This is a genomic window from Acinetobacter sp. Ver3 (genome assembly GCF_000632455.1).
GTDB lineage: Bacteria > Pseudomonadota > Gammaproteobacteria > Pseudomonadales > Moraxellaceae > Acinetobacter.
Map to the genome: position 1 here is coordinate 1 of NZ_JFYL01000101.1, position 7,554 is coordinate 7,554.

At 37.0% G+C, this 7,554-nt stretch carries 5 protein-coding genes and 1 pseudogene; 5 read left to right on the forward strand and 1 reads right to left on the reverse strand.

The window, feature by feature from the left end:
* Positions 1-99: transposase-like zinc-binding domain-containing protein (locus tag CL42_RS17105; protein ID WP_416202026.1), on the reverse strand; the 99-nt coding region annotated here is incomplete at its 3' end.
* Positions 100-184: 85 nt separating this feature from the next.
* Between CL42_RS17105 and CL42_RS15140 the strand changes: the two are divergent.
* The 5 genes and pseudogenes from CL42_RS15140 to CL42_RS15160 form a co-directional block, all read left to right on the forward strand.
* Positions 185-700: pseudogene (locus tag CL42_RS15140) on the forward strand (N-6 DNA methylase); the annotation flags it as partial.
* Positions 697-1,839: a restriction endonuclease subunit S gene (locus CL42_RS17305; protein ID WP_035270459.1), complete on the forward strand. Its 1,143-nt coding sequence runs from the start codon at positions 697-699 to the stop codon at positions 1,837-1,839. The pseudogene CL42_RS15140 and the gene CL42_RS17305, both read left to right, overlap by 4 nt.
* A gap of 18 nt (positions 1,840-1,857) precedes the next feature.
* Positions 1,858-4,923 carry a type I restriction endonuclease subunit R gene (locus CL42_RS15150; protein WP_035270462.1) on the forward strand — a complete coding sequence of 1,022 codons (3,066 nt, stop codon included), beginning with the start codon at positions 1,858-1,860 and terminating at the stop codon, positions 4,921-4,923.
* A gap of 1 nt (position 4,924) precedes the next feature.
* Complete coding sequence (locus tag CL42_RS15155; RefSeq protein ID WP_035270465.1) at positions 4,925-6,526, forward strand: AAA family ATPase; 1,602 nt, start codon at positions 4,925-4,927, stop codon at positions 6,524-6,526.
* 2 nt (positions 6,527-6,528) lie between these two features.
* Positions 6,529-7,389 (forward strand): HNH endonuclease, encoded by an 861-nt coding sequence (locus tag CL42_RS15160; RefSeq protein ID WP_035270468.1) that lies wholly within the window; start codon positions 6,529-6,531, stop codon positions 7,387-7,389.
* The last annotated feature ends 165 nt before the right edge of the window (positions 7,390-7,554 follow it).

Genomic DNA, 7,554 nt, shown 5'->3' on the forward strand with positions numbered 1-7,554 from the left:
TTTGCATTGATGGTTTTGTTTCCCATCTACTTTGATGCCATTTCTCTTTATATTGTTACTTAGACAGGTAGGACATTTGATTTGTAGCGTTATTTTCATACCTCTATTTTATCAAAAGCCATATTGTTTTTTTCAGCATACTTTTTGAAACACCACCAAGAGTTTAAAGCCAGATACAGGTCGTGGTGCAATGTTATGGCCACACGGCGTATTGTTCCGTGATTCAGAGTTTGAAATCCGTAAGCAAGTGATTGAATCAGACATTATTGATGCCGTTATTGGTTTAGGTCCGAACCTGTTCTATAACTCTCCAATGGAGTCTTGTATTGTTGTTTTAGGAACAAATAAGCCGAAAGAACGTAAAAATAAGATTCTATTTATTAATGGTGTAGAGCATGTGACACGAGAGCGTGCACATAGCCGTCTTTCTGAAAAAGACTTAGAAGTATTGGTGAATGCTTACTTTAAGCCTGAAGAAAGTGAGATTGCACGTTTGGTGGATTTAGATGAAGTTCGTCAAAACAACCATAACCTTTCTATTCCCTTATATGTGTCTTTAAAGAAAGAACAGGGAACGGTATCTATGGATCAGCTTTTGGATGATTGGGTAGATAACCGTAAACAGTTAAAAGATTTAGTTGCAGATTTGATGAAAGATTTAAAAAGTTTAGATATTCAATCAGTGGAGCAAGATGTATGAGTACTGATTTGAATATGGAATATCAAGAAGTTAAGTTTGGTGAGATTGCCAAGCATATTTCTAAGCGTATTGAGCCAAGCGAAACGACTTTGGAAATTTATGTTGGCTTAGAACATCTTGATCCTGATAGTTTGAAGATTACTCGCCACGGCGTACCGAGTGATGTCGCTGGTCAAAAACTGTTAGTTAAAAAAGGTCAGATCATTTTTGGTAAGCGCCGTGCGTACCAACGTAAGATTGCGGTGGCAGATTGGGATTGTATTTGTTCAGCGCATGCAATGGTACTTGAAGCGATTCCAGGGAAAATTCTACCTGAGTTTTTACCGTTCTTTATGCAGTCTAATCAGTTTATGGAAAGAGCTGTTGAGATTTCTGAAGGCTCTTTATCGCCAACGATTAAGTGGAAAGTTCTCGAAATACAAAAGTTTAAATTACCAACCATTGAGAATCAAAAGACTATTTTAAAAGGCCTGGAAGGGATAGAAAAAGTATCTAATGCTTCAAAAGAAAACGCGAAAAGTTGTTTAGTTTACTTGCAACGTTTGGTTGATTACTTTACAACTTATGATCGTCAAGAGACATTACCAGAGGGTTGGACAAGGAAAAAATTAAAAAGTATTTGTTCAGCGAATGCTGGAAAATTGACTCTAGAAGATACTGATAGAATTAAATATATTGATATTTCAGCTGTATCTTTTCCTGGGCGTTTAGAAAATACACAAGATTTTATTTTAAGTGATGCACCTGGCAGAGCAAGAAGACAGGTATTCAAAAATAATGTGCTTATTAGTAATGTGAGACCTAATCATAGAGCTACATTATTGATTAATTCGGATGAAGATAATCTAGTGGCCTCGACTGGATTTACGGTTCTAAGCTGTGATAATGCTAAATTATCGAAACTTATTTTTTATTTCACATTATCTAAAAAGATGGGGCATATCTTAAGTCTATTAGCTGTTGGTACGAGTTTCCCTGCTGTTACTAGTGAAGATATCTTAATACAAGAAATTACTATTCCTAATGACCTTAGCTTGGCAATTAAAATTTTAGATAAGGCATATGATTTGTATCTTCAATATGAATCGCAAACACACTTTTATTTAGATTTAAAAAAATCATATTTGGCGAAAATATAATAGGAAGAATTTAGTCCCATGCTTTTTAACGAATCAAATGGACCAGAAGAAGCAATTGTCCAAAAACTACAAAATTTAGATGGGGTGAAGTGGGAATTTGTATCGGGGGATGCAATTCCTAAATCTCCGCAGGATGTCTTGGTGGGGGCTTGGCTTAAGCAGGCATTGATTAAACTCAACCCTGCGATCCAAGCCAATCCAGACTATGCGGATGAAGTGATCTATAAACTGCGTGCGGTATTTTTAGATGCCAAACATACAGGTTTGGTCAAAGCCAATGAAAACTTCTATGAATGGCTAAAAGCAGAGAAGTCATTACCTTTTGGTGAGAATGGTGAGCATGTCACCATTCACATGATTGACTACAACAATCTTGCAAATAACCATTATGTGGTATCCAAGCAAGTCCATTTTATTGCAACCACGGAAGCATATTTTGATATTGTCCTATACGTAAACGGTATACCGTTGGTTGTTGGTGAAATGAAAACGGCAACCCGTCCTGCTATAAGCTGGGAAGACGGCGCTGCTGATTTCTGTGATGGAACAAAAAATTATTGGAGTAACGTTGCTCCTTTTTTTGTGCCTAACTTACTGTGTTTCGCTTCAGAAGGTAAAACGTTTGCCTACGGTGCAATCAACGCACGCCTAAAAGATTGGGGCCCATGGCATAAAACTGAACAGCGAGATGAAATTTTACCGGGAATGGCATCAGTACTTGAAAGTGCAGCAGGCTTACTCAATCCAAATACACTGTTAAAGCTACTGCAATCATTCACGCTATATTCATCAGTGAAAATTGGTAAGAACTTAGCACCGACAAAAATTAAGATTTTGCCACGTTATCCACAGTTTGAAGCAGCATCACAAATTGTAGATCGTGTGAAAGCAGGCTATCCAAAGAAAGGTCTAATCTGGCACTTCCAAGGTTCAGGTAAATCCTTACTGATGCTGTATGCAGCGCAAATGCTACGTGCAGATGCAAAGTTGAAAAACCCGACTGTGTTGGTGGTGGTAGATCGTAAAGACTTAGATGGTCAGATCAATGACACCTTTGGTGGGGCCGATATTAAAAATCTAGTACCTGTACAAAGCTGTAAAAAGCTTGGTCAGCATATTGAACAGGACAGTCGTGGCATTCTCATTACCACCATCTTTAAATTCCAAGATGTTGAGATTGAGCAAGACAATGCCAAAGGCTTAAATGACCGAAGTAATATCATTGTACTTGTGGATGAAGCACACCGTACTCAGGAAGGCTCACTGGGTGAGAAAATGCGTTGGGCTTTACCAAATGCATTCTTCTTTGGTTTAACGGGTACGCCTATTTCAGGATTGGAAAAGAATACCTTTAAGCTCTTCGGTGCAGAAGAAGATGAAGGACGCTATATGAATAAATATAGCTATAAACAGTCTATTCGTGATGCTGCGACCAATCCTGTGAAGTTTGAACCTCGTTTGGCTGAACTACGTGTAGACCGTGAAACGATTGATGCTGAGTTTGAAAAACTCGCACAAGAGAATGAGCTGACTGATGAACAAAAAGCTCAGCTTTCACGCCGTGCAGGTAAGTTGGCGCTTATGTTAAAAGCACCTAAGCGTATGGCACGTATCAGTGAAGATATTGTTGAGCACTTTAATGCACACGTAAAACCGAAAAAGCTTAAAGCAATGGTCGTAGTCTATGACCGTGATGCTTGTGTGCAAATGTACTACTTACTCAGAGAAAAACTGGGTAAGGACAGTATTGAAGTCATTATGAATGTGGATCGTGCGCCAATTGAAGTGACTGATGGCGATAAGAAAGGAAAGCTCAATAAGGACTGGCGCCGTTGGAAAGAAGAGCTCAAATTACCGGTAGAAAAAGATGACTTTGAGCGTTGGCAAAAAATTGATGCGGATAGCCAAGCACAGAAAGATATTTTAGAAGGCTATAAAGACGCTGAGAATCCACTAGAGATCATTATCGTTACAGCGAAGTTGCTGACAGGCTTTGATGCACCGATTTGCTACTGCATGTATTTGGATAAACCGCTTCGAGATCACACCTTACTTCAAGCGATGTGTCGAACCAACCGTCTGTATGAAAAAGACGGATTTAAAAAAGAGATGGGCTTAATTGTCGATTATCTTGGCGTGTTTGAAAACTTACGCACGGCGCTTGCTTATGACCCTGAAGATATTGATAAGGTGGTTGAAGCGATTGAGAGTTTTAAAGAGCTATTCCAACCAGCCTTACAGAAGTGTTTAGATTTCTTCCCTGGAGTAGATCGGACACTAGAGGGTTTTGAAGGCATTATGGCTGCCCAAGAATGTCTGCCAAACAATGAAAAACGAGATAACTTTGCTCGTGCGTTTGGTGTCGTGAATAAACTGTGGACAGCGATTTATCCAGATAACTTTTTAAATCCCCATCGACAAGATTTTAAATGGCTTGCACAGATTTATGAAAGCATTCGTCCTGCAACAGGTACAGGCTCGTTAATTTGGGCAGCGCTTGGTCCTCAAGTGATTCAGATGATTCATGAAAATACGGATGTGAATCGTATTCGTGATGATATTAGCTCACTGACCATGGACGAGCATGCAATCTTTACTCTTACAGAAAAAGAGCAAGAGCGTAAAGCAAGACAACTAGAAATTAACTTGCTTGGCCGGTTACGTGGTCATGATGATCCGCGCTTTGTGAAACTTGGCGAGCGTTTAGAAAAGTTACGACAAGACTATGAAGCTGGGGTGATTAAAGCTATTGATTGGTTGAAAGGCTTGCTTGAGACAGCAAAAGAAACGGTGCAAGCTGAGCGTGTAACAGGGGATGCACCTGTGACTCAGCTGGATAACAAAGAGGCATTAACCAAGCTATTTATTGAAACTCGACCTGAAAAAACACCAGACATTATCCGTCAGATTGTCGAGCAGATTGATGAAATTGTTAAAGTCACACGATTTGATGGTTGGCAGACTTCGGTAAGTGGTCCACGAGAAGTCCAGAAAGCCTTAATTATCACTCTGAATAAGTTTGGCTTAGGGAAAGATAAAGAGCTTTTTGAAAAGGCTTATGGGTATATCAAGGAACATTACTAAGATGAAGTTTAAAGTTTTAAGTCGTGGTGCATGGTTACCTAATGAAGGTCGAAATACGGCATATTTACGCATAGATAATTGGAATGATTTTTCATATTTCACATTATTCCAAGTAAAAGTATTTGATGAAAATGGCAAGGGCTATGAATTAGGTGATATAAAAATTGCTTATAAAGGACAACAAGAAGGAAGTGCTAATGCAACATCGGTAAAAATAGATAAGCATTTTACCAAGCTTTCAAAAGACTATTTTTCTTTAGGTCAAAGTACAGATTACTATAAAAAATTGAGTACTCTGCCTGAAGGAACAAGAACAGATTACTTAAAAGGACTAAACGACTTAGTTGCTCATCCAGAATTGATATCAATAATTGAAGATGAGAAAGTTTTTAGCACTTCATTGTTAAGAGACGTATACATTGCTTCAATTCGAGGTAAATTTAGAAGTGTTTTAGACGGAAATAATGAATCAACACCTTTTCAATTTCATTTTATTCGTGATGAAAATGAAAAAATGAGTGGTGTTCAATTATATTTTGATGTAGGGGTGGATAGAAAACCTCCAACAAATATTCATGCGATTATTGGTCGTAATGGGGTTGGTAAAACCACGGTATTAAATGGCATTATTTCAGCGATTCGTGATCATGAAAATAAACAACAATGCCGAATAGAGCCTCGAGATCATAGATATAGCTCAAATGATAAAGATTATTTTAGCTCATTAATCTCAGTATCTTTTAGCGCATTTGATCCATTTATTCCACCAAGTGAACAGCCTGATCCTGCAAAAGGAACATGTTATTTTTATTTGGGATTGAAGAAACCTGGTGATGATGAGCAGCTATTAGGTTTTAAAGAGTTGAGAACAGAGTGTATTCGATCTTTAATGAATTGTTTTACTCAACCAGATAAAGCTGAAAGGTGGGTAAATGTTATTCAAAAACTATCATCAGATACAAATTTTGCTGAAATGAATCTAGAGAGCTTAAAGGAACATTATCAATATTTATTAAAAATACATCAAATTGCAGAGCGTTCAGAAAGTGATGAGTATGAAAATAGAAAACAGATAATGAAAGAAGATTATAAACAGTATGTTTTAAATATCTTAAAACGTATGAGCTCAGGGCATTCTGTTGTCTTTATGACCATAACAAGATTGGTTGAAAAGGTTGATGAACGTTCATTAGTGCTATTAGATGAGCCAGAAAGCCACTTACATCCACCTTTATTGTCCGCCTTTATACGAGCTTTGTCTGATCTTTTAATATCTAGAAATGCTATTGCAATAATAGCAACTCACTCTCCAGTTGTTCTGCAAGAAGTGCCTCGTGATTGTGTCTGGAAATTATTTAGACATGGAAAAAGTATGGAAATAGATCGACCGAAAATAGAAACATTTGGAGAAAGTGTTAGTGATTTAACTACTGAAGTTTTTGGATTAGAGGTTTCAAACTCAGGATTTCACGGTCTGCTTAAAGAATCAGTAGATGAAGGAAAAAGTTATAAAGATATTATTGATGAGTTTAATAATCAGATTGGTTTTGAAGGTCGAGCTTTACTAAAGGTAATGATTAGTGAAAGAGATAGGGGTGTTTAACAATGAAAAGGCTAACTACACCTAATCATAACTATAGTGATTTGATTGATTTATGTATTGAAGGAATTGCGGATACTCAAGCCATTAAGCCTAGAATTACTGCGAATAAACAAAATCTACTTTTAGATGCGAGTGTATATGATACTAAAATTAATCAGGGGGAAATTTATACATATACTCCATTAATTAGATTTCATGACGCAATGTGCATTAAAAGTACTAAAGACGATTATGAAAAGCTATACACGCAATACTTTGTACCTAAAGCAAAAAAAACTAGAGTGATCTACGATGCAATATTAACATCAGCGAAAGGTGAGTGTCCTTTTTGCGGTGGTTTGGGTGATCCTTCAAATTTGGATCATTTTTTACCGAAAGCGGAGTTTCCTCAATTTAGTATTTATCCTTTAAATTTAGTACCTTCTTGCCGTGATTGTAATATGGGAGCAAAGAAAGTTGGATATGCAAAATCTGCTGAAGAGCAAACGATACATCCATATTTGGATAAAGCTATCTTTTTTGAAGAGCAGTGGATCACAGCGCATTACATTGCTGATTCAAGTTTAGATGAGCCTGGTGAGTTTAGATATTACGTAAATACACCAAGCCATTGGAGTGCTGTGGATAAGCAAAGAGCTGAGAAGTACTTTAAGGATTTTAATATAGCTAATAGATATGCTAAACAAGTAACATCCTCTCTGAAATCTAAATTAAGATCAATTAAACGTGAATTAGATAGAGGGGTCAGTATTCAGGAAATTATTGATGATGTTATTCAGCCGGATATTGATGGTGCACCTTTTGTAAATTATTGGGAGGTTGGAATGTCAGATGGATTGATAGCTTATTTAAACAGCATTTAAGATTGTTAAATTTAGTAGAATTGATTGATCAGTCATAAATGTGTGGTGTTTAAATTGGAAGTAGGATTAGAAAAAGAAGGTTTAAATATTCTTTATAAACTAAATGAACCAAATTTTGATCATTTCTTGGCTGAAATTTTATTAGGTCTTAAAGAAAGTAAAAGC